The organism is Nostoc sp. PCC 7107, assembly GCF_000316625.1.
Classification (GTDB): Bacteria; Cyanobacteriota; Cyanobacteriia; order Cyanobacteriales; family Nostocaceae; genus Nostoc_B.
In genome coordinates this window covers 3,561,678-3,585,664 of the sequence record NC_019676.1, presented here as the reverse complement: position 1 = coordinate 3,585,664, position 23,987 = coordinate 3,561,678, and the positions used below count along the sequence as shown (strand labels likewise).

At 41.5% G+C, this 23,987-nt stretch carries 37 protein-coding genes; 6 read left to right on the top strand and 31 right to left on the bottom strand.

From position 1 onward, the window contains the following. Window positions 1-15 precede the first annotated feature (15 nt). Entirely contained in the window at window positions 16-1,365 is a 1,350-nt protein-coding gene (locus NOS7107_RS15420) for a 16S rRNA (cytosine(967)-C(5))-methyltransferase (protein ID WP_015113884.1), read from the bottom strand. Window positions 1,366-1,554: 189 nt separating this feature from the next. Here NOS7107_RS15420 and arfB point away from each other — a divergent pair, with 189 nt between their 5' ends. Continuing rightward, window positions 1,555-1,968 (top strand): alternative ribosome rescue aminoacyl-tRNA hydrolase ArfB, encoded by a 414-nt coding sequence (gene arfB / locus NOS7107_RS15415; protein ID WP_015113883.1) that lies wholly within the window; start codon window positions 1,555-1,557, stop codon window positions 1,966-1,968. A gap of 228 nt (window positions 1,969-2,196) precedes the next feature. Here the strand turns inward: arfB and NOS7107_RS15410 are convergent, their stop codons facing one another. The 26 genes from NOS7107_RS15410 to NOS7107_RS15290 form a co-directional block, all read right to left on the bottom strand. Then, window positions 2,197-3,642, bottom strand: a complete 1,446-nt coding sequence (locus NOS7107_RS15410) for a glycoside hydrolase 100 family protein (RefSeq protein WP_015113882.1) — start codon at window positions 3,640-3,642, stop codon at window positions 2,197-2,199. Between the two features lie 1,067 nt (window positions 3,643-4,709). Beyond that, window positions 4,710-4,904: a hypothetical protein gene (locus tag NOS7107_RS15405; RefSeq protein ID WP_015113881.1), complete on the bottom strand. Its 195-nt coding sequence runs from the start codon at window positions 4,902-4,904 to the stop codon at window positions 4,710-4,712. An 11-nt stretch (window positions 4,905-4,915) separates the two neighbouring features. After that, complete coding sequence (locus tag NOS7107_RS15400; protein WP_015113880.1) at window positions 4,916-5,101, bottom strand: hypothetical protein; 186 nt, start codon at window positions 5,099-5,101, stop codon at window positions 4,916-4,918. Window positions 5,102-5,146: 45 nt separating this feature from the next. Beyond that, window positions 5,147-5,515 carry a hypothetical protein gene (locus NOS7107_RS27195; RefSeq protein WP_015113879.1) on the bottom strand — a complete coding sequence of 123 codons (369 nt, stop codon included), beginning with the start codon at window positions 5,513-5,515 and terminating at the stop codon, window positions 5,147-5,149. Between the two features lie 96 nt (window positions 5,516-5,611). After that, complete coding sequence (locus tag NOS7107_RS15390) at window positions 5,612-6,106, bottom strand: hypothetical protein (RefSeq protein ID WP_015113878.1); 495 nt, start codon at window positions 6,104-6,106, stop codon at window positions 5,612-5,614. Window positions 6,107-6,115: 9 nt separating this feature from the next. Further along, window positions 6,116-7,696 (bottom strand): hypothetical protein, encoded by a 1,581-nt coding sequence (locus NOS7107_RS15385; protein ID WP_015113877.1) that lies wholly within the window; start codon window positions 7,694-7,696, stop codon window positions 6,116-6,118. Further along, window positions 7,687-8,082: a hypothetical protein gene (locus NOS7107_RS15380; RefSeq protein ID WP_015113876.1), complete on the bottom strand. Its 396-nt coding sequence runs from the start codon at window positions 8,080-8,082 to the stop codon at window positions 7,687-7,689. The genes NOS7107_RS15385 and NOS7107_RS15380 overlap by 10 nt, the downstream gene beginning before the upstream one ends. Then, a complete protein-coding gene (locus tag NOS7107_RS15375) occupies window positions 8,066-8,314 on the bottom strand; it encodes a hypothetical protein (RefSeq protein WP_015113875.1) in 249 nt (82 codons plus the stop codon). The genes NOS7107_RS15380 and NOS7107_RS15375 overlap by 17 nt, the downstream gene beginning before the upstream one ends. Further along, window positions 8,314-8,985 (bottom strand): hypothetical protein, encoded by a 672-nt coding sequence (locus NOS7107_RS15370; protein ID WP_015113874.1) that lies wholly within the window; start codon window positions 8,983-8,985, stop codon window positions 8,314-8,316. The genes NOS7107_RS15375 and NOS7107_RS15370 overlap by 1 nt, the downstream gene beginning before the upstream one ends. A 9-nt stretch (window positions 8,986-8,994) precedes the next feature. After that, window positions 8,995-9,681: a hypothetical protein gene (locus tag NOS7107_RS15365; protein ID WP_015113873.1), complete on the bottom strand. Its 687-nt coding sequence runs from the start codon at window positions 9,679-9,681 to the stop codon at window positions 8,995-8,997. 519 nt (window positions 9,682-10,200) lie between these two features. Next, window positions 10,201-12,267, bottom strand: coding sequence for a hypothetical protein (locus tag NOS7107_RS15360; protein ID WP_015113872.1), 2,067 nt, complete (start codon window positions 12,265-12,267; stop codon window positions 10,201-10,203). A 133-nt stretch (window positions 12,268-12,400) separates the two neighbouring features. Continuing rightward, window positions 12,401-12,721 (bottom strand): hypothetical protein, encoded by a 321-nt coding sequence (locus NOS7107_RS15355; RefSeq protein WP_015113870.1) that lies wholly within the window; start codon window positions 12,719-12,721, stop codon window positions 12,401-12,403. An 8-nt stretch (window positions 12,722-12,729) separates the two neighbouring features. Then, complete coding sequence (locus NOS7107_RS15350) at window positions 12,730-13,539, bottom strand: hypothetical protein (RefSeq protein ID WP_015113869.1); 810 nt, start codon at window positions 13,537-13,539, stop codon at window positions 12,730-12,732. Between the two features lie 71 nt (window positions 13,540-13,610). Then, on the bottom strand, window positions 13,611-13,886 hold the full coding sequence (locus NOS7107_RS15345; RefSeq protein WP_015113868.1) for a type II toxin-antitoxin system RelE/ParE family toxin: 276 nt from the start codon (window positions 13,884-13,886) through the stop codon (window positions 13,611-13,613). Then, window positions 13,883-14,158 (bottom strand): type II toxin-antitoxin system Phd/YefM family antitoxin, encoded by a 276-nt coding sequence (locus NOS7107_RS15340; protein WP_015113867.1) that lies wholly within the window; start codon window positions 14,156-14,158, stop codon window positions 13,883-13,885. The genes NOS7107_RS15345 and NOS7107_RS15340 overlap by 4 nt, the downstream gene beginning before the upstream one ends. 31 nt (window positions 14,159-14,189) lie before the next feature. Next, window positions 14,190-16,256, bottom strand: a complete 2,067-nt coding sequence (locus NOS7107_RS27350) for a hypothetical protein (protein ID WP_015113866.1) — start codon at window positions 16,254-16,256, stop codon at window positions 14,190-14,192. A 5-nt stretch (window positions 16,257-16,261) separates the two neighbouring features. Next, complete coding sequence (locus NOS7107_RS15330) at window positions 16,262-16,543, bottom strand: hypothetical protein (protein WP_015113865.1); 282 nt, start codon at window positions 16,541-16,543, stop codon at window positions 16,262-16,264. 80 nt (window positions 16,544-16,623) lie between these two features. After that, a complete protein-coding gene (locus tag NOS7107_RS15325) occupies window positions 16,624-17,331 on the bottom strand; it encodes a hypothetical protein (protein ID WP_015113864.1) in 708 nt (235 codons plus the stop codon). Continuing rightward, window positions 17,332-17,709, bottom strand: a complete 378-nt coding sequence (locus tag NOS7107_RS15320; protein ID WP_253274445.1) for a hypothetical protein — start codon at window positions 17,707-17,709, stop codon at window positions 17,332-17,334. A gap of 23 nt (window positions 17,710-17,732) precedes the next feature. After that, complete coding sequence (locus NOS7107_RS15315; protein WP_015113862.1) at window positions 17,733-18,020, bottom strand: hypothetical protein; 288 nt, start codon at window positions 18,018-18,020, stop codon at window positions 17,733-17,735. A 62-nt stretch (window positions 18,021-18,082) separates the two neighbouring features. After that, window positions 18,083-18,343, bottom strand: coding sequence for a hypothetical protein (locus NOS7107_RS15310; protein ID WP_015113861.1), 261 nt, complete (start codon window positions 18,341-18,343; stop codon window positions 18,083-18,085). Beyond that, complete coding sequence (locus NOS7107_RS15305) at window positions 18,343-19,362, bottom strand: ParM/StbA family protein (protein ID WP_015113860.1); 1,020 nt, start codon at window positions 19,360-19,362, stop codon at window positions 18,343-18,345. Before NOS7107_RS15305 ends, NOS7107_RS15310 begins: the two co-directional genes overlap by 1 nt. After that, window positions 19,359-19,562, bottom strand: a complete 204-nt coding sequence (locus NOS7107_RS15300; protein ID WP_015113859.1) for a hypothetical protein — start codon at window positions 19,560-19,562, stop codon at window positions 19,359-19,361. The genes NOS7107_RS15305 and NOS7107_RS15300 overlap by 4 nt, the downstream gene beginning before the upstream one ends. Then, window positions 19,555-19,845 (bottom strand): hypothetical protein, encoded by a 291-nt coding sequence (locus NOS7107_RS15295; RefSeq protein WP_015113858.1) that lies wholly within the window; start codon window positions 19,843-19,845, stop codon window positions 19,555-19,557. Before NOS7107_RS15295 ends, NOS7107_RS15300 begins: the two co-directional genes overlap by 8 nt. A gap of 48 nt (window positions 19,846-19,893) precedes the next feature. Further along, on the bottom strand, window positions 19,894-20,172 hold the full coding sequence (locus NOS7107_RS28605; protein ID WP_015113857.1) for a hypothetical protein: 279 nt from the start codon (window positions 20,170-20,172) through the stop codon (window positions 19,894-19,896). Then, window positions 20,165-20,416: a hypothetical protein gene (locus NOS7107_RS15290; RefSeq protein ID WP_015113856.1), complete on the bottom strand. Its 252-nt coding sequence runs from the start codon at window positions 20,414-20,416 to the stop codon at window positions 20,165-20,167. The genes NOS7107_RS28605 and NOS7107_RS15290 overlap by 8 nt, the downstream gene beginning before the upstream one ends. 282 nt (window positions 20,417-20,698) lie before the next feature. Between NOS7107_RS15290 and NOS7107_RS15285 the strand changes: the two genes are divergently transcribed. Further along, a complete protein-coding gene (locus NOS7107_RS15285; RefSeq protein WP_015113855.1) occupies window positions 20,699-20,950 on the top strand; it encodes a hypothetical protein in 252 nt (83 codons plus the stop codon). Window positions 20,951-21,297: 347 nt separating this feature from the next. Here the strand turns inward: NOS7107_RS15285 and NOS7107_RS15280 are convergent, their stop codons facing one another. The 4 genes from NOS7107_RS15280 to NOS7107_RS15270 form a co-directional block, all read right to left on the bottom strand. Beyond that, on the bottom strand, window positions 21,298-21,489 hold the full coding sequence (locus NOS7107_RS15280) for a hypothetical protein (protein WP_015113854.1): 192 nt from the start codon (window positions 21,487-21,489) through the stop codon (window positions 21,298-21,300). Then, the gene (locus tag NOS7107_RS29025) at window positions 21,486-21,662 is read right to left on the bottom strand and encodes a hypothetical protein (RefSeq protein WP_015113853.1); all 177 of its coding nucleotides are present in this window, start codon (window positions 21,660-21,662) and stop codon (window positions 21,486-21,488) included. Before NOS7107_RS29025 ends, NOS7107_RS15280 begins: the two co-directional genes overlap by 4 nt. A gap of 240 nt (window positions 21,663-21,902) precedes the next feature. Next, window positions 21,903-22,145, bottom strand: coding sequence for a helix-turn-helix transcriptional regulator (locus NOS7107_RS15275; RefSeq protein ID WP_015113852.1), 243 nt, complete (start codon window positions 22,143-22,145; stop codon window positions 21,903-21,905). A gap of 253 nt (window positions 22,146-22,398) precedes the next feature. Further along, on the bottom strand, window positions 22,399-22,740 hold the full coding sequence (locus NOS7107_RS15270; protein ID WP_015113851.1) for a KGK domain-containing protein: 342 nt from the start codon (window positions 22,738-22,740) through the stop codon (window positions 22,399-22,401). 109 nt (window positions 22,741-22,849) lie between these two features. Here NOS7107_RS15270 and NOS7107_RS15265 point away from each other — a divergent pair, with 109 nt between their 5' ends. Genes NOS7107_RS15265 through NOS7107_RS15250 form a run of 4 tightly spaced genes read left to right on the top strand, consistent with a single transcriptional unit; the run spans window position 22,850 to window position 23,970 of the window. Next, the gene (locus NOS7107_RS15265; protein ID WP_015113850.1) at window positions 22,850-23,083 is read left to right on the top strand and encodes a hypothetical protein; all 234 of its coding nucleotides are present in this window, start codon (window positions 22,850-22,852) and stop codon (window positions 23,081-23,083) included. A 19-nt stretch (window positions 23,084-23,102) separates the two neighbouring features. After that, window positions 23,103-23,456, top strand: a complete 354-nt coding sequence (locus NOS7107_RS15260; RefSeq protein ID WP_015113849.1) for a hypothetical protein — start codon at window positions 23,103-23,105, stop codon at window positions 23,454-23,456. Then, window positions 23,453-23,731 (top strand): hypothetical protein, encoded by a 279-nt coding sequence (locus NOS7107_RS15255; RefSeq protein WP_015113848.1) that lies wholly within the window; start codon window positions 23,453-23,455, stop codon window positions 23,729-23,731. The genes NOS7107_RS15260 and NOS7107_RS15255 overlap by 4 nt, the downstream gene beginning before the upstream one ends. Continuing rightward, a complete protein-coding gene (locus NOS7107_RS15250) occupies window positions 23,728-23,970 on the top strand; it encodes a hypothetical protein (RefSeq protein ID WP_015113847.1) in 243 nt (80 codons plus the stop codon). Before NOS7107_RS15255 ends, NOS7107_RS15250 begins: the two co-directional genes overlap by 4 nt. Window positions 23,971-23,987 lie beyond the last annotated feature (17 nt).

The window sequence follows — 23,987 nt, the reverse complement described above, 5'->3', positions numbered from 1 at the left end:
AATCCCTGGTAGTAATCACCCGGAATCATTAGTTTTTCTTAAGCGCACCATAAAAAAGCCGTCCATATCCCAACGGTGAGGCCAAACTTTTAGCCAGCCTTGAGGTGTGGAATAAACAGAGTAGGGTGAACCAACTGCGGGAGGCTCAATTTGCCATTCAGGATTCTTTGCCAGAAATCCCGAAATTACCGCTTCATTTTCTGCTAGATGCAGTGTACAGGTGGCGTAAACAAGTACGCCACCATTTTTGACAAAATTTGATGTATGTGACAGTAATTGCTTTTGCAGCAGTGAAAGTTCTTGAATAGATTCTGGTGTTTGTCGCCAACGTGCATCAGCGTGACGATGTAAGGTTCCCAAACCAGAACATGGTGCATCTAACAATACGCGATCGCCAATATTATAAAATTGCGGCAAGTTGCGACTGTCGCCAGCACAAATTTCAATTGATTGCAAATTTAGTCGTCGAGCATTTTCTTGGAGTTTTCGCAGTCGGGAAGCAGTGCGATCGCCCGCCCAAACTTTACCTTGATCCTGCATTAATTCGGCAATGTGCGTTGTTTTTCCTCCAGGGGCTGCACAGGTATCAATCACCACCTCACCCGCTTGGGGGTCGAGTAAATGACTCACCAGTTGGGCGCTTGCGTCTTGCACAACCCACCAACCTTCAGTAAATCCTGGTAGATTTTGTATTCCTCCGGTACTACTAATTAACCGTAAGGCTTGGGGTAAATGAGAAATTCTTTGCGTAAAAATTCCCGCTGATGCTAGGGCTGTTTCTACTTGTTCTAGATTAGTGCGTAGTGGGTTGATGCGTAAATCAATTGTTGGTGTTTGGTTCATCCATTCACAGAGTTTTTCGGTTTCTGCCAAACCAATTTGGTCTAACCAAACCTGAATTATCCAGTCAGGGAAACTATGTAAAATTCCCAAACGTTCCATAGGGTTTTCTGGTAATTTCAGAGGTTCGGGGGATTTTTCGGTGAGACGGATGTATTGGCGTAATAAACCATTGACAAAACCTGTGAGTCCAGAAAAACCATTTTCCTTAGCGAGTTCCACAGTCGTATTCACAGCCGCCGAGGGGGGAATGCGTTCTTGATAGCGCAGTTGGTAAAAACCGAGATGCAGGATGGTACGCAGTTCTGGTGGTTGTTGGTGAGATTTTTTCGTGGCTATTTGGTCAATTAAAGCATCGAGGGTGCGTAGTCTGCGGACACTGCCATAAACTAATTCTGTCGCTAGACGGCGATCGCTATCTGGCAATTTAAATTTTCGCAACACTCTATCTAGGGCGACATCAGCATACGCCCCTTTGTGAACATCTCGCAAAGCAATAAAAGCTATTTGGCGGGGGTTAGTCATAAGTTTTTATCTACCCCCGGTGACTCGGCAGGGCTGTATTATTCTATCAGCATGGTACACACAAGTAGAATGACCACCCTTAATCCTGGATTTCTCATAAGTGAGAAATCTGTGTATTCCAGAAATACAGTAGACATGCAACGTTTAACTACCCTGCTTTCTTTGCGGCTTCGGGCGTATAGTTAAGTTATGCTGCAAATTAAGAATAAAATCATCATCTCTGATAACGAACTCGAAATTAGCGCGATTCGTTCTCAAGGAGCCGGGGGTCAAAACGTCAACAAAGTTGCTACAGCCATTCACTTACGCTTTGACATTGAAGCTTCATCACTACCTGCTTTCTATAAACAGCAACTTCTCAAGCTCAACGACCGACGTATAACCCAGGATGGAGTTGTTGTTATCAAAGCTCAAGAACACCGCAGCCAAGAACAAAACCGGGAAGAAGCTTTGCAACGACTCAAGGAACTCATACTCAGCGCAGTTGTACTGCCCGAAATCCGCAAACCCACCAAACCAACTCGCAGTTCTCAAAAAAAACGTCTTGACAGTAAAACTAAGCGTAGTCAAATTAAGTCAATGAGAAGGCAGGTAATTGATTAAAATCTGATGCTGCCAGAGAAAAGTGCTGAGGGCGATCGCTTTTAATTTGTAAGTTATTTACACGGGTTTGGGTGCGATCGCTATTTTCTTAGAGGAAAATTTTGAAACTAACTTTCAAAAATCATTACTTTTTTCAATCAGTTGCTGTACCTCATAAACACTGAATCTGCTGTATTGCGCCAGAATTCAGAATTGAATTCTGACGACTGAATTCTTTTTTAATCAAGATTAAGAGCTAAGAGGATCTACACTGCGAATTTCAAACTCACATGCTCTTGATACTAACTCTGGTGGTAACTTCTCGAAACTTACTAGCGGTAAATGAGAGTCATCTTTGATTAATTCTTTAGCTAATAAGAAACCAGCAATTGTCCAAGTTTGATACTTTCTAGCTTGTTTGCCAATTAATCTACCTTTTTTACCATCGTAATATTCAGGCCATTCATCTTCACCAATCCGTGCTTCCGCAATTTCAATTGCCTTTCTGGCCAAATTTACTTTACCAGTTTTAATAGCTGCTGCTGTCAACATCCACATCAAAACAGGCCAGCTACCAGCATTATGATAAGACCAAGGAATATTTTTTGGGTCACATCCTGTAACTATTCTGTACTCTTCATGTTCTAAAGCTGGAAAACAGATTTTCATTGGCATATCTCCCACTAAATCGTCCCATCTTTCATCAATGAGAGTCATAATTGCTTGTGACTGTTCTTCAGTGGCTAAATCGGAAATAATCGCCATCAAGTTACCCAAAGTAAAAAAGCGTGTATCAAGCTGTGAAGGGCCGACGTTACCTGCTAAATAACCGCCTTTGCGGGGTAGCCATTTATCTAATTCATAATAGGGAATAGAATCTACATAGATGTTAAATAGATTAACTGCTGTTTTGCCATATTCTTCACTTTTGAAGCGATAAATGGCATTTAAGCGATTAATATCTATCCAATAATGCTGTTGGATATGGGAGCATAAAAGCGGTAAACGATTATCAATAGCGGCTACAATATCTTGATTGCCTTTACAAATTAGTAATTCCCGCGCTGCCCGTAGTGCTGTGTAGAATAAAACTTGGATTTCTAGAGGATGGCCATATATACCCATACGACGGTCAATCATACAAGCACCGTCGGGAACTAGCAGTGTTGGGTACATGTCAAAACGATTCGCCAAACAAATTTCCATAATCAACCGAATGCCATTTTGAAATTCTGGCTGATAGGCTATGGAAAAATCTTTTGTAGCTACAACATAAGCACGTAACAAAATAATCCACCACAGACAAGAATCAACTGGTGTAACTCTAGCGATTGCATGTTCACCAAAATCTGCTTCTAAATATTCTTCGCCATTCTCCACAACAACTTTGAAGCTGGCTGGAATTAAACCTCTGCCTGGTTTATAGGCATCTAATTGCCTTTCTTTTGGTTGTAACTTTAAAGTTTCTTCTAAAAAATTGCGAACAATATCGGTTCTATCTTTAGCAAGAAAAATTAATGCTGAAGAGACAAAATCTCGAATAAAACACTGGTCATAATTGAGTGCTTCTACAGAATTATCATAAGCAGCAACTGTACCAATTGGTCGCCCATGATAGTAGAGAATCGATTTTTCTAGTGCTTCCCATGCTGCTTTTTCTGTAATTTCATCTGTTAATAAATTCTCTATTTGCATTGCCTAAAAAACTCCATTCAGGGTGTATGTTCGTAGTAAATGCGCCTTATTGTCTAATTTTCTGCCATCCTCATCATAACAAAGAGAACTTATATAACAGCAGAAATAGTATCTTCTTAAAGCCAGTATTTTTGATTTAAATTAACAGTTTTTAAGTAATCTCACCGTTAATTATGCTTTCAGTAAATTGAATTTATATTTTTTACCTCAGCAATAAATTACTACTGAAAATAGTGAGAAAAAATATATTTATAGATTAATTAATGTTCTGTTTTCTGCCTAGAAACAGTTAAATCAATCAAAATATATCTTGTAACCTATTTAAACCGAATTTATTTCAGTATAATTACGTATGAAAATTTTATTTTTGCCACTACAATTTTATTTTTCCCCTATAAACTAATAATTTATAACCTTTTTTAAGAACGCGCAAGATAAATTGCGATAAAAATTGAGAAGTCAATACATCAAAAGAGATATAAATACTTAACTATAGTTAGATTTATGCAATAAATAAGCACAATAAATTGAGTATTTTTTCTCAAAATTACTATTATTAGTTAAATATACTGCGAAAATAATCCTGTTATCCCCAGATAAGAGATTTTGAGTAACTTTTAAGTTGAGATGAGAAATAGTTGCTACTCAAAATCAGAACTGAAAACCAAGTTTTTCGAGGTTTGACTTTACAACCAATATTTATAGGCACTATTAGCACTTAAATATTTTTTAGCTTGATTTACAAGGCATCCAGACGCTTTTAATGCAAATACCCCCAAAATTCCTACTCAAACTCTGTTCAAATGACTGAAATTTTGGCTATTTCAGTACTGGTGTCATTTGATTTTGGTTCTCAATAAACTCAATTTTTTTTTGCGTGGGCGATCGCCTAAACTAAAATTGAGCGTCCTGCACCAGTGGGAGGATATCAGCGAGTAGCTGTTCTCGCCCAGCAATGGGAGTGTGGTAAGTTGTTCGACTAGCAAACTGCTGTAAATCCCTTGAGCTTAAAAAAGCCCTGTATTGCCTTGTTGTATGGCAATACAGGGCTTGTGAATACGTGCAGCTTAGCTATCCAACGTGCTAGGAACACTAACACAAGTTAACTGATTGCCATTGACTTCAAAATCCCAAGTTTCCCCGTCAACATGTTGCGGATGAATGTAAAATCGCCATTGCCCTTTGTAGCACTCGGCTCTTAAGCCAAAGTCAACTGCTTTAGCTTGATGGCGTTGCAAAAACTCTTCTAAAGTATGTTCCATTATTTCTTGTCTTATTTAGGCTGTGTTTGTGGCTGTCCCGGCTGGCGTTGTACCAAGTAACCGAGTATTGCTGTCGAAAGCCCTGCCACCGTGCCAGCGAATTGCTGATTAATTAGCCCAGTGCTACCAAGGATGCTCGAAATACCCGCAACCGCACCAAAGATTGTACTGAGTCTATCTAAAGTTTGTTGGCTCATAAAATTTACTGCTTACGTTTATATCAGCATTCCCATGAGTGAAGCTCAAATCTCGTCGATTTTAATTTTTTTTGGTGCTGGTGGTTCTTCGTGCCTGACTCTGGCTACATATCCGTCTTTTTGTAAAAAAGATTGCAAGTCTTTTACTTCATTCCAGACTCGATAAAATTTGTGATGAATTTGATAATACAAATCGTTAATAAAGTACTCGACCATCTCCTTTTTACCTTCTTGTTGAGCGCGAGATACTTTAACATCTGTATTCAAACTCATTAATTCAGTTCGTAGCTCATCTTTAACATCATCAATAGCTTTTTCTATATCGGCTTTAATTTTGGCAATGTGAAAAATTATCCCTATTAAAGCAGTTACAGATAATATTACATCTACAGAATCTTTTAGTGAAGAAAACATAAAATGAAGTGGCGACAACACCGCCACTCTGCAAAGGATCTTCTTAAGATAATCGAAATACAGTAGAAAATCCTGTGGGTTTTTACCAATTAAGTTTCACGTACTCCAGCCAACAAGAGATAATTGATTTTTCGCACTACCAACTATTGTTATCGTGCCAGTAGCAGCAGTATAAAGAGTTTGAATTCTCGCCTCTACGGTATCGCCAGGTGAGACGCTAGGAATATAAATACTATTGCCAGCGCCATCACTTGCACCAGCAATTGCAGTTGCCAATGCTCTATCTAATTCACCGATAAAGGTGCCATTTTTATATGCGGAAAGCACAATAGTTTCTGTACCAGAGCTACCACCGCCAGAAAACGAAACAGAAGCAGCACAAGTTAATTCAACAATGCCACTGAACCAAGCTGGTACAGTATAAATCCCTTGACCTGTACCTGATGAAACATACCCATTGTAAGGGTCATAATCTTTTGTGTTGTAAATAATTGGTGTTGCTGCTGCGTTACTTGTTAGAGATTGATTACTTGTTTTAGTTGCAATTAATAAAAGAGTTTGATGTGTTCCTTCTGGGTTGGATAAAGGCATAATTAATCATTAGGTTGTTTCTTGTTCTGCTCCAGGTTTTTTGAGTAATTCCAAAATACGTTCTTGGAAGTCATAGGGTTTAGTTTCAACCCAAAGATCAATTCTATCGGTGCGCCTCATGTACCGCTTTCCAGTAATAGGAATACTTGAACCTGGAGCGCCTGGAACTTGGTATTGATTTAAAACTGTGAAATATGCCGGATAAATTCTAATGGGTTGCTTTAAGTAACTGCCCGTGCTGTCTTCTGCCCTATCTTCTGAAATTGTCGGTTTCTTGAGCAAACTGGCTTTAGATAATTTAAGCAGTTCCCTCATTCTGTCTTCAGCTTCATCTCCTGTGTGGGCGTAGATTGCCATTTGCCGCCCATTATCTAGCATTCCAGTTGCCCGATACCGCCCATACATATAGCCATTTTCGCCACCGCAGTAAAGCTTGATTTTCTCCCAGTCCAATTTAACGGAGTCAATATCGGGGACGGTGTAGGTCGCGCTAACAAGTCGGCTTTCTCCCTGACGCTTCGACCAGGGCGGTGTTTTGACGCTGAAAAACTGAATTTGTAAGCTAATTGTTCTTGGTTTACTTCTCAATAGTTCATCAATTGGGCTACCTACAAAAGTACCAATATCCTTATCCTCCATCATTTGATAATTAGTCAAAGTCTGGACAATTACAGGTTTCAAAATATCTTCCGCACCTGCAAGAATTATTTTTTGGTTCTCAATACTCCTATCAGGTGTAATTTCCACATATTTAGTTTCACCTGCCGCGGGAAGAATTTGTTTTTTAAGCTTTTCAGCAGCCAAATAACTATCAATTGAATTCGCTACTACATAGCCAGCTTCCACACATCCCTCCCAGGCTTCCTCTTGAAATTCTTCAACTAAATTTCTAATTCCTTCATTAGGAATGGATTCTAAGAATTTCTCATTTTGTATGGCGAAACTCCAAGGTTTTGAACCTTCAGCGCCCCAAGCTTTAATAGCATTTTCTGCTTTGTCTCCAAATATCCGCCCAAAAAATGCAGCATTACCTTTAATCCATTTTCTAATATTTTTGAATCCAATTAATATAAGTGCTTGTACCCCACTCATGAAAGTGTACCGAACCAAATTAGCTACGTTTGATAAAAATTCCTCAGCTAATTCCTCAAGTACATTTTTCATTACATAAGCGCCAAGAGGTTCATTGAACACTGCAATGGTGGCGGCGGGAACCACACCACAAGCTAAATACCCGAATAGATTACCTAAAGTCCCTCCAAGCATTCCTAAAATATTATTCCAATACTGTTGGATTTGTTGATCAATTGATTTGTCACTCATATTCCAATCGAAATTCCAAATAAATTGGATTGTTGAGACAAATAAAGACCAAGCGCCAGTCAAAGTAAAACTAATTAATTTTCCAGCGTTTGCAACTAGAAAGCCTACAAGTTTACTACCAGAATTCCAAATCCAAGAAATGATGTTATTTTCACCCTGCTGGGTGGTTTGCTTATCTTCAAATGAAGATTTGAAAATTCTCTCACCTATCTGCTGGCGGACAACTTTAGAGTCTAAGCCATCAGAAACAATATCGGCTAACCCCATAATTCTTCAAGCTTGATATCAAGATTTGCATCTAATGTAATTCCCACTAATCTAGTCCGCCGATAACGAACTTTGTAAACCTCAATGTCTCGAAAATAAACGCTTCTGTCTTGCAGGTCTTGAGGAATTGGTATTTCAAAAATACTAGGGATTTGTTCAGGGTAAATTCTAATGGCTGTACCTATTTGATTAGAATTAGCAGTTTGGTAACGAGGACGGAACAGAACATAGCTTGAAAGTTTATCCCAATTGCTACAGATGAAAGTGGCGCGAAGTGTCGCATTCGCGCCTGTTGCTGTTGTTGGGAATTTGATCCAAATTTTCGGTTCGGCTCGGATTGTGCCGAGATTGTTCCAAACGCCGATGTCATCAGAGGAAGTAGGCATTATCTTCGTCCTGTACTTCGTCTAGTTCCCCGCCGTAAACATATTCTTCCATCTCGGCGGCGCTGACCGCTTCGAGTACCTTGCTACCAGCCCGCGCTACGAATGCAAAATCATGATTGTGGTAGGCGAAATCTCGCCAGCCGGGGGGGAAGCTTGAGTATAAGTAGTCTTCAAAAAAAGGATGTCCGGGCAGTATCAGCCCGGCTTCCGTTTCAATTGGTAATGTGGTCATTAGAACGGCACACCGCTTTCTAATACATTTTCTTGGCTGAGGATGTTCCAGCCATCTCCTGTTAAATCGCTTTCCTTTGCATCTGAATAAAAACTAGTAAACGTAGAGCCATCTTCTAGTTTTTTACTTGCTTTGCCTGGCTTGGGACTGGTCGAGCCGGATACAAATTTAAGCTGGTCAACAGTGCTGGTAATTTGTGCTGGACTTTTTAAACCCAATGCCACCCCATAATTATCAAAATCCGCTTTGTTCATGGGGAAGCAATAATGAATTGAGTTACTCAATATTGCGATCGCGGTCAAAGAACTGCGATTAGCATTAGCAGGTTTTAAAGAGATACTCAATTTACCTTTGGTTAAGTTCCAGCCTTTGGCTTGCGCTGTCAGTAATTTGTCATGGCCGCAAAAAGTTGAAATTGTCCGCTGTTGACTGACTGTAGCGTTAGCGATTTTTTTAGTGACCCTGGGCGGCTGAGGAGCATTCGCGCCAATAATGCGTAAACCGCCTTCGGGAATCGCGCTAGTTAGTATGTGTCCTAGCGCGGTTATGTCCTCGGATGAAACACCGGGGAATGATGTAAGGTCTTTGGGCTTAAAACCAAAATACAAGTATTGGTTAACTGGTACAAAGACCAAATCAGCACGTTTTTTATTACGTGTGTATGCTGGCATTGTTAAAAATTAGTTTCCTCCTGATGGAGCCGCGTTAGAAATAATTACTTCTTCGCTTAAAATCGCGTACCCAGCAGTCAAAGCCGCACCTTGTCCGGCTGTTGAGAAAAAACTACTGAACGTTGAACCATCTTCTAATAATTTGCTGGCACGTCCGGGATAAGGTCTAGTTGAACCAGACACAAGTTTGTTACGTTCTAGATCTGTGTTAATAGTTGTTGCATTTGTTAGACCCAGTTCAGCACCATAATTTTCAAAATCAGCTTTATTCATTGGAAAACAATATTTACTACCATCGCCAAGAGTAGCAATCGCAGTTAGTGACCCACGAGTAGCAACTGGAGCGCGTAAGGTCACAGCCCGACGGCTAGTTGATGCGTTCCACTTGGCTCCAAGAGCAGCCGCCAGTTTGTCATACGCGCAGAATGTAGAAACTGATTGTTGTTGTCCGACAGTTGCATTAGATATTTTTCTAGTAACTCTTGCAGGTTGTGGTGACTTTGCACCAATCACAATAACGTTACCTGCTGTCAATGTTGCGCCTTCAGCTTTTAAGTGTCCAATATTTGTTAGGTCAGCTTCAGAGATACCGCCCAAAGCAGCTATATCCTTGCGTTTCCATCCATAATACATGGACTGATTAACCAACACATAAACCAAATCTTCACGTTTTTTTCCCCTGGTAAAAGAAGGCATTTATTTACCTCAAAAACATTTTTATTCAACGATGAATCAAAGTTAATTCATGAGCAATAAAAACGCCATCTGTTGTTATCACGGGTGTTTAGCATGAATTAGTAGTACAAAAAACTAGACTATTCTTAATAGCAAGTAGGTAAAATTATGAAAAATAAGTCAAGTTTGACAGGTTTGAAACTCCTGTTAGAACCCTATGGGTTCTAAAAAATTACCTGGGGTTTAGCGCATGGGTATTATGAATCTAAGTACACAAAGTAGCCTATGGATATAATTTGTTACAGTCTTATGGGAACACCCTGCAAACGTCTCATGATGAAACGCTACGTTAGGGGAAGAAACGGACGTAATCGAACATATCACTACAGACCGCAATACAGATTAATACTGCGGCTAATGAATGAACTGGGCTGGAGTGAAGCCAAGGTACGCGAACAGATTTACAAAGAGAGGCTTTACCTGCTAAGGCAAGAATGGGGCGAATCGGCAATTGGGGAAGGTCAAGTGTAGGCTCACTATTTAATCCTCCGTATCGCTGGTATCATTGCCAATTTCTTTGATTCTGGGTCTTTGCTCAAGTGGTCTGCCGTAAGGATGGATATTATCAGTTATGCCAGGCTGGGCAATAAATCCTTGTTCAGCTTCTTCTATAAACGTATCCCATTCATCCTTAACAGGTTCGGGCTGTTGATTTGGGTTGTTAGGGTCTGGTTTTGTAGGGGGATTTTTTCTGAATTCGTTCATCGTTTCAGAAATGTTATTCGCCCCTTTCAAAATTTCTCTAAGTCTTGTGACTGGAGAAGTTGTGCCTAAATTGCGGAAGTTTTGCGCCTTCCACATCGCCGACATTTCTAAAATTGGGGCGATTGCATCACTAAAATCTTCTTTATCATCATTTTCAAAACCTTTTACCTTCATGGTTGTAGGTTTCATCATTTTGTCTAATTGTGGCTCATTGGGTTTGAATGTAAACGGCATTTCTCTTTCAACTTGTTTGCCTTTATATCCTAAGAATTCTGCATTAGCTTTAGCATATTCGTAAGCCAAGAACGCCGTTTGCTTGGACGAGCCAGCCTCGATCATCCCATTCACAGCAGCAATCAATCCAGCGTTGGTTTCGCTTCTAATTGTTAATAAAAGTCCTAGCATTTCCGCCATAGCTTCAGCGGCATTAGGTACATTCACGTATTGGGTTTGATCGCCTTCTTGGGTTAAGTCTGCATCTTGAATTTTTATTTTAATTGGATAATTACCGCTAATTGAATCTAACTGTTTGACCGTATAACTAATAAATCGAGTAATATTTGCAATTGATATTTGAGGAGAATCATCCTTTGTTATCCACTGTGGGGCTGATACCGGATAATCATCGACCCCAATAGTTTGATAAATTTTGTTGACTCTTGAAAGTAGTAGTCTTAGTAGTGAATCATCACAGCACATACATTCACAATCCTTATCATCAGGTGGCGGTGGTGGTGGGTTGTAGTCTTCCAGTTTTTGGGCTGAATACTGGTTTTCGTCAATTTCTATAGAATAAGCTTCACCATAATAAGCAGTTCCAATCACATCTTCTACCATGCCATCAACTGATATTTGTCTTGCTTCAAAATCAGACGGAATATCCAATGGGAATAGTGAACTGTCGTAAGTAAAGAAAGTAAAAGGAGTTTTAATTGTCGTCCTTTTACTTTCAACGGTCAGATTATCAGAAGCATTAATTATGATGGCATACTGCCTTAAATATTCAGACGCTATCTCACCAAAATAATAACTACTGCTCTCTATTTCTATATGGGGTGGAAGGGAAGCACCAACCGCGTAAAACACCTTAAAACTACCAGATGAATTGGCGCTAAACTCTGCTGTTGGGTCTTCGTAATCTTGCGGAGGCTCACCACCTAATTGAATTACATGATTTTCGATTGTTTGAATATCCCAAAAGGCATTTACATAAGCAATATTCATTCTAAAACTGTATTCAACTTGAAAGGTAATAGAGCAATTACAAATTGTTGTCTCATCAAGATAAATATCAGTTTGAATTGGAAATTCAATTTGGCTTATGCCGACAGAATATAAATTATCAGCCAGTCCGATGGGTAAGCCAGTCTCACCGCTTTTTCCATCGTTGTAACTGTATTGCAGTGATTTGACAGTTATGTATCGCCCGGCTCCCAATTCTTGTAGATCGTCGTAATTCTCAATTTCTGGGTTGGGTTTTGGTTTTGGGCTTGGCATCCGGCATTCACCGGGGAACCTGTAGACGAATTGAGTAATTGGCAGCTTGACAAATCCAAAGGTCGGATTTATCTGTATACCAATGCTGCATCCATCTTGCACTTTGGAGAAATCAAAGCCAACTGGCTCCCTAGTGAATGGATTACCACCGCAAAATGGCGAGTCTGGCCAGCGACCGCAATCGAAGGGGCTAACTGCACCGCCCCCAGTAGAATAAAAACCACCGCCCAGAGGGGTTAGCCCTGGTGCTGGTGGTTCTGGTTCGTCTGGTGGTGTCCACTCTGGGCGGTTACGTTGTCTGTTGTTTTTAGGTTGTGGTGGGGTTCGGTTTGATTGGCGTACCATTAGAAAGTTTTAATATGCCGAATAATTGCACCTTTTGATAAGTTATGAAGTTTCAAGTATTTATTTTTCATAGCTTCATAATCAGTCTTCCCTATATTTTTATAGGGAATTTTAAAATCAGCTAAATCATTCATCAAGTGAATTCTCTGATTTCTAAAGTGGGAGTACCTGATGCAGCAATGGCATAAAATGCACCAGTGTATATTTTATTGTCGGGCATTTCATAAAAGCCTTTTGCATTCAAAGAGAATTGATGCTGTGAAGTAGTAGGGCTGGCTGCTGTGTCAATGTAAACAGTAATAGAAGTTGGGTTGTAAATTGTTAGTCCTAATCTATTAACATTTGCGGGGATAAGTTGCGCCGCAGATGTTGAAGTTGCACCTGTAATTCTTGTGCTAGTTCCTGCTAGTTGGTCAGTTACTGTTAAGTTTGAACTTGGATTATTTAAAGGCATTACTACTCCTAAATTGCTTCAATTCCTGTGATTGCTGCTGTGTCGCCAAATGTGGAAGCTGTTATTGCACCTTTGTAATTAATGGTAGATGTATAAAATTCATAGCTTCCGCCATCGGCTTTTAATAGTATTCCCTGTCCAGCTTGGGAAGTTTCACTTAAATTGATATAAATATCCTCTAAAGAATTATTTATTAATACAACATATTTTCTATTCGTATTTGCAGCTAAAACAGGAGAATTGCTTCCCGATACAGATACAGCGAAATCATTGGAGGTGGTAATTGATTGAGCGGTATCATCAATTACTACTTCTTTTAAATAGCTACCATGAATGGTGATGGTATCACTGCCAACTAGTAGTCCAGTCCCGACATCCTGAAGTTGTACCCCCAGTCTCCCAGTTTGCCCTAGTTCTACCATGAGGTTGTCAGTATACAAATCCATCAAGTTGTGAATCCTATAGGGGTAGCCAGAAGGGTTAAGCAAGCTGATTGAACCAACTGGAAACCATTGATTATCACCAGTGGAAATCAACAGATTAAGCTGTTTACGTTCTGATATCCACTCGGCATTAAGCGTTTTGTAGGTGGCTTGCACTTGTGAATCTTCAATGCTGATATCTGGTAATTGGGCAGGAGCTAAACTGCTGATTTTGACGTAAGCTTTTAAGTTTTTTAGAAAAATATTTTCACTAATAATTGAGCCATTTTCTGTAGAGAATGGCTCATCTTCAAAAATGCGATATACCTCGTTTGTCGAGGTGTTATTTAAACTTAGGACTATGGGCTTAACTATATTGATGCTCGAAATTGTCATGAGAATTAGGGAATAATTTATATGTGATTATTCCCTAATTGATTCTGGTGGGTGAAGGCAACAAGTCTAAATTACAAATTTTTGTAGACTTCATCGTCGTTCCGTTTACCAACGCGGAACACATCTACTAGTTGATTTTCATCGTCAATGGTGTAAAGGATTCTGTATTCTCCAGAATCGACACGATAACCACCCTCATAACCTTTTAAGGCTTTGCAGTCTTGGGGACGGGGAGTTCCTTGGAGAGAAAGGATTTTGGAGACGACTTGCTTAAACTGTTTGGCTTGCAAATCTAATAAGTCTTTCTCGGCGGTTTTGGCAACTCTGAGAGTGTAACGTTCACTCATTCATCCCCTCGACTGGCAATAACCGCATCTAAGGTTGTGAAGCCATTGTTCTCACTGATGGCTTGGTGTAATACCTGGGAATCAATAGCATCTTCTAAGGCTTCTAGCCGTTTGAGGTCTTCTAGTCCAATAATGGCGACTACTGCTTTACCTTGTCGTTCAATAATGATCCGTTCACCTTTTTGCTCGACACGATCTATTAAATCTTGAAAGTTGGCGCTGATTGCATCTGCCATTGATTTTAACCGTGGGTTTTGGGCAATTTTGTACATTTATTCTATCAATCGCGGTTTTGAGTTTTGGTCACAAGTAGCGTTGGAATTTTTGCATAAGGTTGAAGTCACCATAGTACCGGACTACGTAAACTATGGCTTTGATGGCTAAACGATAGCGATCGCCTCTAGTGGCTTTGAGGGTCTGTTTGATAAACTCCCCCGGTGGCAGGTTGGTATTTTGCAGCATTGCCAAAAGCTCTTTTTCGGAGGGGAAGGCGTTGATATCTGGATAAGTATCGGGTGTATCGATTTTAGGGATATTGTCTGAATCGCTTGTGTTGTCCAGTTCTTGGGTAAATACGGTGAGGGGTGCAATATCAGTTTTTGTATCAACTGTTGATACTTCATCTTTGGGTGTATCGTCTGGCTGTATCCCCAGTATCCGGCACATATCACAGTAAATGCCTTTGACATATTCCCAGCGATCGCCGTCGGCGGGGGTGATTGCCCACAGTTGGTTAATGATGTCTTCTGGGGAATGTCCTTGTTCTATTAAGGTTTTTATTTGCTGTAATCGTTGCTGTGCTTCTGGTGTAAGGTCTTCAGTCTTTGAAGTCCGCGGGGGCTGCTGGCGCTCCTGGCGTAAATGTTCGTGGCCAAAGGCCAGAGGAATAGTCAAAGGTAAAGTGTTGATTGGGCGTAAATTTTGTGGGGCGTTACCTTTTTTCTTAAATTGGGTGTATTGGTGATGAGTGGGGTGTAAGGCTACTTGATGGCGAATTGCACCGGAAACGATGCAAGGGTAAGCGTTAGATTCAATATGTTGTCTTCTAGGGTCGGTTGATTTCCAGTTACTTTCAGCAAAACTGACGGCGGAGGCTCCCAACAGCACGATCGCATAATTATTCTTCATTGGCCTGCTAATACCAATATCCTCACAGTTAGAACTTTGGTTGAGTGCCACAAAGGTAATTTTGTACTTTCTACCTTCACTGCCTAGCCGTTTTAAAGCAATTTCTAATTCTTTGGGGCTTTTGAACCGATAAAGGTTGGCGTTTAATTCGTCTGCGACAACAATAATGTCATCTTCTGTTTCTAGTTGTTCCCAGGTGAGTTCCTGCCGATAGTTCAGCAGTTGAACCAATAATTTTATTTGCGCTTCAATTGCTGCTACTTCTCGAATCACGGGAATATTCCACTCACGCCAAATTACATTCACGTTGGCGTGAGTATCTAAAGCTAATACCTGGGCGGGAGTAGATTCAGTGAACTTCCCCAACAGCCAAACAGCCACAGAAGTTTTTGCCGCACCGGAGTTACCAACAATTAACACTCCAGCGGCTTCATCTTGTAAATTATCCCAATCGTAAAACTGCAACAGTTTTTGTTGTTGGTTTTCAATTGTTCCTGAAATAACTAGTTCCTCCCGTGACAGATGATCAACTGTTTCTGCTTCACCTATGAGCGGGGTAACTCGTTGCTGGATTAAGTTAACCCTCTCATAGTCAATTTGTGGATCGACTGTGACAACACATAAGTGATTGGACAATTGCTCTTGAGTGGGAATTTCGCCACGTAAGAGAACAAATGTGTCCAGTAGCCAGCGATAAGCGTAAAACCGTTTCCCTGATTCAACTGTAGTTAAAAATTCTGACAAGGTGGGCAAATATTGTTTGAGCATTCCAAACTCGTAACGCTCAAAAGGTTCTAGGTGAAGCATCAAATCAACTAGTTCATTTTTTTGACTGAACCAGTCGGCTCTGGCTTCAGAGTCTCCCATTGCGATCGCAAATTCCCAAAAGTTACCCCGAATAAATGGCAGTGGTGCAAATTGGTGAGAATCATTCAAGTCTTGAGCTACTGCCCAAACATAACCAACACCAGCGATTAATGCACCAATGGGGGCTAGTGGTGATGTGGCATAACAAACGGCTCCCGTTGCGCCTACTGCCAAGGTCAGGAGTTTGGCTAAGTTCATTTCTGCCCGTTGGTTTTTGGAGCGCACTAGTAATTGGTCTTGTCTTTCCATCAGCCACGCTGCAACGTTACCCGCTTCTAGGTGTTCAATTGCTGGGTAGTCGCTTCGGAGTCTGGCTGTTTCTCTAGTTGTGATTTGGGGGATTGTTGGCTGAGGTAATGGTTCTACTTGTTGCATTTTGATTAATACCTGCTCTCAAAACCATTTAATTCCCAATCAAAATCAGCGTGTATTGTAATTGAATGTTCTTGAAATTCCATATCGTAACTATGCTCTACTGACTTAACCACAACCGTCCAGGTTGTGTCGTCGTCATAGCTCTCGAAATAGCAAAAAGCTTGGGGTATGCCTGTCTTGCCTTGAATATCAAAACGGTCTCCTTTTTGTGGCAAAGCTTGTAGAAATAAGCCTTTGATTAGGTGGCTACCATCGTCTAACCAGATTCTTAATGAGGTTTTGATCATATTTTTCTGTGTGTTTTTTGGTGCTGAGTGCGGAGTGGGGAGTAGGGTGTAGGGATATGAGTAAAACCCCTGTCACCCAGTTATTTAGTTAGCTTCCAAAGCGTGAAACCAATTTCTCCGGCGATCATGGCGGCGATGTTATAGGCGAAACAGCCAATGATTTGCCCTGGGTCTTGATACCTAAACGGGTTACGCCCAACAAAAGTTGTGGTGATGTCAAAAGCCCAAAAGAATAAGGCGACTGCTGCACCTGAGTGGCGTTCTTTCATGCCGGCACGCTTGTAATCACCCCACAAGGCTTTAGTAATGTCGATAACACCATTATTTGGTTTGTTATCTAGAGCGTATTGCTTGGCATCCTCGTACTCGGTTTTGGCTATGTTAGGTTTTTTACCTCTGAGTGTTCTGGCTTCCATAACTTGCACCAAGGAGGAAATAGCCCAACTTAGCCAGAAAAATAAGTTAAATGGCACTGTTAGCCAACCTAGCCAACCTACCCAGTTTTGTTCGTACCAAGGAAATAAAGGTGTTCCTTGAAACATTGCTTGCCACACACTATCAGCGCTGAGGGTAGTGCCAATGAAAAATCCAATTGCTCCTAGTATTTTTGTACCACCACTACCGGGAGTGACAAAAGAACTGAGAATATAAGCAACGAAACTCACTGGCAAGCTGATTAAGTTGATGATCCAATTAGCTAAAATCTCCGCGTAGACGCTGACGCTAATTTGTTTATCTGGTTTGTTAACAGGATGGCTGCTAGTGTCATCATCTGTTTTAATACCCATTTAAAGAACTCCTTTACAAGCATTTTTGAATTTGTGTTTCCACAACCAGCGACGATTGGCGATTTTACCGATGCAAGTTCCGCCTGAGTCATAGACATAAATCACTTCGTCTTCTAACCAGCCTGTGGTGTCTGGCTTAGGGTCTATTTTTTTGCTGTCGAGATACTGTCTAACTTTGAGTTTTTGTGTGGTTGGCAGTATTCCGGTTTCAAGTAATTTATCGGCGGTTAATTTTCGCTCTTGCAGGCGCTCACGCTCAATTTGTTCTGATGTCTGGACTTGGTGAATGGCTTTGAAAGCTTGAATCTGACCGGGAAGCTTGGCCAGTAACGGAAAGGAAATACAAGCTAGTCCCACAAATCCTAGGACTGCTTGCATTTGATATTTGTTGGTGTGCTGCATTACTGGGGAGAAATGTTGATCTGGTCTGCCAATGCTCGGATTAGTCCCAGGCGATCGCCAACTGTTAATTGAGATTTAGCCTCTGCCACAGCTATTTCTACCAATCTTGATATCACTTGGTCTTTTGGCTGGACATTGAGGAGTTGATCCGCAAACTGTGAAATCATCCACAGTCGCTCTGCATTGCTCAATTTTTCAAAACACGCACCCCATTCATCCTGCATATCTTCTAGCAGTCCCGTATCACCGGGAGTATATGAGGTGTAGTAGCCGATAGGTTTATTCATGCGGTAAAATCTCCTTGTCTGTAAAGATGCCTGAAAAGGTGCGTCATCTGGTTTGATGGTGGTTAAAAGCCTGCCAGTGGCGCGAACTGTTTGGTTTGCTGTGTTGACTTTGGCTGAACTTTTGGTAAGTCACTGTCAGCCTGTGCAATTGGGATTTGCATAGATGGCGACTTAAGGGCGCTAACCAAGTGGTCGCCATAGCAAACCAACAAAATTGAGAACAACTGAGAATAAGTGTTGATGCCTGTCGCTGCCATAATCTCCTCTGCTTTTGGTTTGTGCTTGGGGTCAAGTACGATGCGGGTTTGTGATTCTCGTGTCATTAGTCCATGTGCGCCATTGCGATAAGGTTAAAAAATTGGGGTTGGTCAGGGATGAAGAAGCGATCGCTGGTTAATTCACAAATTGGCCTGGCGAGTTCCGCGCTGCCACCAACTACAAGCACATGGCCAAGTTCGGGTAAGTAATTCACCCATTTAGAACGAATTGCGGCTCTGGCAGTTTCTATCCAGGCTGAGGTTTGGCGATCATAAATTTCCCAAAAGTCAAGCTGGTCTGTGCCGTAAACGTAATCTCGGCGTTCAATTGCATCCATGATTAATGTCAGCGATGGTGAATAGTCGAGGTTATGAGACTCTTTCAGTTCGCTGGCTATTTCTTGGGCCAGTTGCTTGGTTCCTGGAAGAATCACTTCAGCATCGTGCAGTAGTGTGCCGTTGGGGGTGTAAATTCTGGCGATCGATGTGCCGCCGCCAATATCCCAAACGGCGTTTTGTGCTTCTGGAAATTGGTAAAACCCTTGTTTTTGGGCATATAGGAAAGCGGGATAGGTTTCGTCGATTGGTTCGACTGTGCCGACTGTGTAGGTGATGGTGCGATCGTCACGGATAAATTCACGGGTTAAAGGATGGTTGGCTATCCGTTGCACCGCGGCCACATCATTGCTGTTAAGGGAGTTAGGTAAAGCGATCGCCAGGCGTTCAATGCGAACGTGGTCAAAACCTCTACTGGGCTGAATTGCTGCCAGCACCAGAATTTCGGCTAGTTCGCATTTGTCTTTTTGAAAAGTTGGCTCTCCGTTTAGCTGTTGAGCCAATCGCCCAATCACATAGCGTTTACCATCAACTTCAATTAATACTGACTGGGTATCTGGTTTGAGACGTTTCCATTGATACTCGGATACTTCTTTAATGCAACTAGGTATATATTTCACGTTGTTATCCGTATCCAGCCATTTAATAAAGCGGTTGCCACCGTCGAAAACAACTCGCGCTCTGGTGTGTCCGTTTTGCGGATATGAAGTAAATCCGTTATATGGCTGTATGTGTGCGTTGAGTGTCATGAATCCTCCTGATTGCTTCGATAGTGTTGCATTGCGGTGTTAACTGCTTGTTGGTCTTCTTTGGTTCTGCCCAAATTTGGTTGATCTGCTTGGTCACTAGCGACCACTCTTGATGCAGCTTCGGCGATCGCTCGCGGAACGTTGGCGGTCAAAAGCGCTTCCATAGATGCTTTGTAGAGACTTTCGTTGAATTCAGTCATTGGTAGTATCTCCTGGTGTATCTGCGGCGATTTCTTCTAGCAAGCTGGCGGCGATTTCTGCTGTTAGAGAGAGCAGTTCATCTTTTTCCAGCCGATCGCACCACTCAATCACTTGTTCTGGGACATGGATAAAACCCCATTCACTCCACTGCCACTGCACATTACTGTTTTCGCGGGATGCCAGGAAGGTGAGGCAAATCAAGCCCGTCATCTGAGAACGGTTGAAGTGCCGTTCGATGTATGCAATGAGGTTAGATAGGTTAAAGTCTGTTATGTTAGTCATTCCACAATTCAAGCTATTTTTTTGTAAAACTCTCTATCCAGGGTGCTGTCACTCTGGATTTTTAATTTGGGGATATTCACTTTTCATGAATTGCGTATTGGAGATGTGCCAGTACCCGTCGTAAAACTCTTGCTCAACCAAGCTGTTTTGTCCGTCAAGTATTCCATAAACTGGATCTACTTCATATTCCGGATCTCCATCCGTATCAAGCATCCACCAAACACTATTGCAGTCTAAGCACTCCCAACGCCCAAGCTCTAAGAAGAATGTGGTGTTGGTTGAGTGACATTCATGACATTGATTTCGTGGTATTGCTGAGTCAGTCATTTGAGGTATTGGGTTCTATAACTTCTGCTGGTGGCGCTTGGTAAATCGTTACGCTGGAGTTACGAAAGATTCTCCAAGCTGCGTCCCCTGCCGGCCCGCGCAGTGCTAATTTTTCTGCTTCTCCTTTGAAGTGGATGTAAACGCTTGTACCCATTCTTGCTAAGTAGTTAACACTGTCTAAGTTGATTACAAGTTCAAATTCGGTTTCTTGGATGTGAACTAATGGTTTTGTTGGGTTGGACAAGTTTGTACCTCCGTTGAATTTTCATGGATGAAAAGATGATGTTGACATCACCTCAGCACTGGCAGGTCTTTCTTTTTTGCTCTACTAGCTGTAGGCTGCCATCTCTACTCGGTCTTGGCTGGGTGTTTTATTTATATGCCTACATTTAAGATAGGCTTTTGTACAGGCGTAGTCAAGAAAATATGTATATTCTGTACAGGCTATACTTTGTAGCTTGTCTAGGCGAGGGATAGACAAGTAATTAAAATTGGGTATAGGCTGAATTAATTACGAGGTGTCTATATGCCAAGAAATTTCGCTGAAGGCGAAACTCAGATGAACTTTCGCATTCCAGAGGACAAGAAGGAAGCATTTATCAAGAAGGCCAAAGAAAACGGCACTTCTGCTAGTCGATTACTTTTGGAATTCATTGATAGTTACCTGGGACTACTGCCTAGAAGGGATGATGAAATCGATAAGTTGAGCAAAAAGGTTGCGGAACTTGAGGATTTTAGAGATCGTACCGAAAAAATATTGGGGGAATTAGCCGCCTGAGAATTGCTAATGAGCAACTCAGGCAATCACGAGATCAAATTCGTCAACTTCTAAATCCTCCAAAAAAGACCCCTGAGTCATAGTCAGGGGTTTTGTGGTTTTATGGTTATCTACTTTTCCTACCTGGCAAGGTAGCGAATTTGTGTAGGCTAGACAATTGAGTTTAGCCTACACAAATTATAGGCATATTATTGACATGGTGACTTACTTTGTATAGGCTAAAGACAAAGGCGATCACACCACTGTGTAGCCGATCGCGCTACAGCACCATGAAAACTGAAGACTCAGTAAAATAAAAAGCGTTGTGCTACCAACACAACGCTTTAAAAAGTAAATTCGGTCTTTTTCTAGCTTGCCTGCTGTCCAAAGCGTTTTTGTAAATCGGCTTCTGCCTCCTCAATTGTCATAGGAACTACGTTTGGCGATTGAGCGCGTCTTCTGGCGATGTAAACAGAAAATGCTTCATCGTCATTGCGATGCTCTAAGATGTATGCCTTTAGCTGATCTAGAGGCATTTCGTCAAAGTTAGGTTTTGTCATAGCCAAAGAACCTCTCCGGTTGGTGTTATCTCAGCTTCTAATGAATTATCAGCCAAGATGTAAATGTTGTTGGTGCGTTCATCTAATCTCACCAAATCTATTTGTTTATAAACTCTGGTCAGTTGAGCGCAAACCCGAATTGCATTTATGGCTTGTGTAGATGTTGGTTGCATATTTCCCTATTTTCTATTCTCACCTCTTCGCTGTGCATTTTTCCAAGGCTCCCTCTAGGGTTTAACGATTCCGGCTACTTGTCCCGGCGGCGTTGGGTTTTGTTAATAGACGCAGCAAACAAGCACCCTGCGACGCTACGGCTTATGGGCGGTAGTTAAAACATCTATTTGGATAACGTAAAGATTGACAGAGAAATAAGAGGAGAGGTGGGCTAGGAATGCCCACCTGGCTTGATGTCACTAACTGGTATGAGCGCTATTACGCATTTCAAACGCCTCAATTAAGTCATCTAAACTGCATTGATAAATCTCACATAAACGCTTCATTTTTGAAGGTGTCAAATGAGGTACACCGCCCTTTTCCCAGTCACCAACTGTTTGAGAGCGAATATCCAGTTCTTGAGCGACCTTTCTTTGGGTTAACCCAACACGTTTTCTTAGTGACATCGGTGTTAACGGTTCTCTTTTTTCTCCTTCTGTCATATTATACTATAAACAGGTACGTTAAGCGCACACTAAAAGCGGTAACGCTTAACGTGTTATCCAGTAAACAACATTGGGCGGATCTGTTTAGCGCACATCTGCCCTTTACCAGCTTCCCACGCTCTTTCAAAATGAGCGAAACCTTGTACAAGAAAGGTTTTCTGTACACAGTTAGTACCTAGCTTGAAGATCGTTAAGCAAAAAAAAACCGCCTCAATGGGCGGTACTCAATTAACAGGAGGTAAACAGTGAATTAGATATCGAGATTCGACCTTAAATCATCCAGTGGCGATTCCTGTGGTGGAACTTTTGGTTCATCAGGAATAAATTCCAAGCGAATCCGAACTTTACCGGGTTTCCACCCTATTTCATTGGCAAATAAAACCTGACATTTCAATCCATCTGGATTGAACCACCAGCAATAAGAGTTATTCTCAGTCCCTGGCTTGGCAACCCAGGTCTTAGCAGCTTTGATTAGCTCACTTGATTTAAAGGTTGAACCTGAACCCAGCCCAAAAGTATAGATAGCAGGATTAGAACCACCAGTAAAAATAGACACAACATCACTGTCATCTAAAACGATTTTTCCACTCATTAATTTGTCCTTTGACAACACAACCAAGCAGATCAAGCTGCAACTTGATCTGCCTTACCTAAGCATTCCCAAAACCACAAATTACAGACATCAAAAACCGTGAAAACCAATGCTGAAAGCGATTCTTCAATCAAACGGACAAGTAGTTGCAGAGAAAGAACTTGTTGCCGTAGCCCGATTCTCTTCAGCCGTGTATTTAGACGGAGGATTTTACATTCTTCATCGAATTGAAGGCACTAAAGCAATTTACCGAGCGATTAATTACTACCGCTTTCCTGACACACCAATAGAAGAAGATGAACAATTCGACCCCAAAGATTTCCCCGGATATTACTCACCTTAAAAATGACTAATAAAAAACCATGCAAGTAACGCTCAGAAACCAAAACGACATGGCCATCACTGACTTAGAAATTCCCGAAAGCTACAGTTACCCAGATGTGATCGTCTTAGATGACAAAGCCTATATTCGCCACCTCAGAACCGATGACTACATTGAAGCCGACTGTTATATTGCTGAGTCTGATGAAATAGAAAAAGCTTATCAGTCCCTGGTGAACTACATTAATTCTCAAATTCCTTCCGGCTCTGACGGCAACGCCAGAGTGTTGACCACTAAAATACTGGCTGGATTACCGCAGGTATTCACAGACCACCCCGAATTTTTAATTGAAGCAGTTGCCCAAGCCGGCAAAACCAAGAAGGTAGAAGCATGAGCCGAGAAGAAGAAATCAAAGCTGCAATTGTAGTCACTCCAGAAACGATTCTTTTCGCCTCACCAGAGATGAACAGTGCAGCCGAACAAGCAAGCTGGCGACTTGGCGAGTTTGTTGATTTTCTAGATGCACTCGACCCAAAACTAGAGCGACATGAATCAACACTATTGGCCGCAGCAATTATTCAGTCATTACCAGAACTGATTAACACCAACCCTGAATTACAAGCCGGCATCAAACAACTTGCCCAAGAAATTAGAGCCAACAGGAAATGACCAATAACAAAAATCTGCAAAAAACGCCCGAACAGCGAATTGAAAAAATAGAGCGATTCGTTGACATCCTACGCTGGCAGTTAATCAACAGTTTAGAAGCCAGTTATGCTCTCGCCGCAGAATTAGCCATTCTAAAAGGACAATCTCCCGACAGCAACGAAATCTGCCTCAAACTGCGTCGGGAGTATGACGCGCTTAATACTTTGCGACCAATCAACCACCAACCCAAACATTATTAGGAGTCATTATGAAATTT